The organism is Mesorhizobium sp. WSM4871, assembly GCF_055811295.1.
In genome coordinates, this window is the sequence record NZ_JBVVPU010000055.1 from 1 (window position 1) to 883 (window position 883).

The 883-nt window shown below is 55.6% G+C and carries 1 pseudogene; it reads left to right on the forward strand.

Going from position 1 to position 883, the window contains the following annotated elements:
- Nucleotides 1-152 precede the first annotated feature (152 nt).
- A pseudogene (locus tag AC0L2H_RS32465) lies at nucleotides 153-883 on the forward strand (calcium-binding protein); the annotation flags it as partial.

The window sequence follows — 883 nt, forward strand, 5'->3', positions numbered from 1 at the left end:
GGTAACGGCGTACAATCAAATCGCAAGACAATTGGTATCCATCGAAGATCAATGATTCTATCAACGCGTGTTGCTAATTGATTTGGCGCTAATATTGACCCTCGGATAGGCAGGGGTCGGGGCGCTTGCAGAATCATACGAGGGATATTTGCATGGCCACGATGCACTACACTTGGGGCGCCTCGGCTGCCCAGGCCCAGGCCTATGGCTTCAACCTGGTCGATCTTCAATACGCATCATCGGTCAACGCGTTGCCGGAGGGCTCCAAGGCCCTCATTTGGCTCGGCGAGAGCAATGGCGTCACCCAGTCCTTTATCGACAAGGTAACGCCCCTCCTCAACAATCCGAAGGTTTTTGGATTTTTTCTGACCGACGAGCCTGATCCGACCGGCAAATACCACACCAAAGTGAGCGCTGCCAATCTGAAGGCGGAATCCGACTGGATCCATTCCCACTTTCCGGGCGCCAAGACCTTCATCACCCTGATGGACATGGGGTCGTACACAGATTCCAATTACAACAACACCTACAATCCCGCCAACACCGGCATCGACTACTACGGCATCAATCCCTATCCGGTGCGCACCACCGCGGTGGACTTCAACTACATCGACAGGGCGGTGGCCGCGGCGCTGGAGGCAGGCATCCCGCAGAGCGCGATCATTCCGGTCTATCAGACGTTTGGCGGTGGCGGCTGGGCGACAAATACGGGCGGCTCCTATGTCATGCCCACCACGTCCCAGATGCAGACCATGATGGACCACTGGGAAAGGCTGGTTCCCAATCCCGCCTTTGACATGGCTTACAAATGGGCCTCGCAGAACGGCGAAACCTCGCTTGGCAATACCTCTTCGATGCAAGCCTTTTTCAAGGAACACAACAC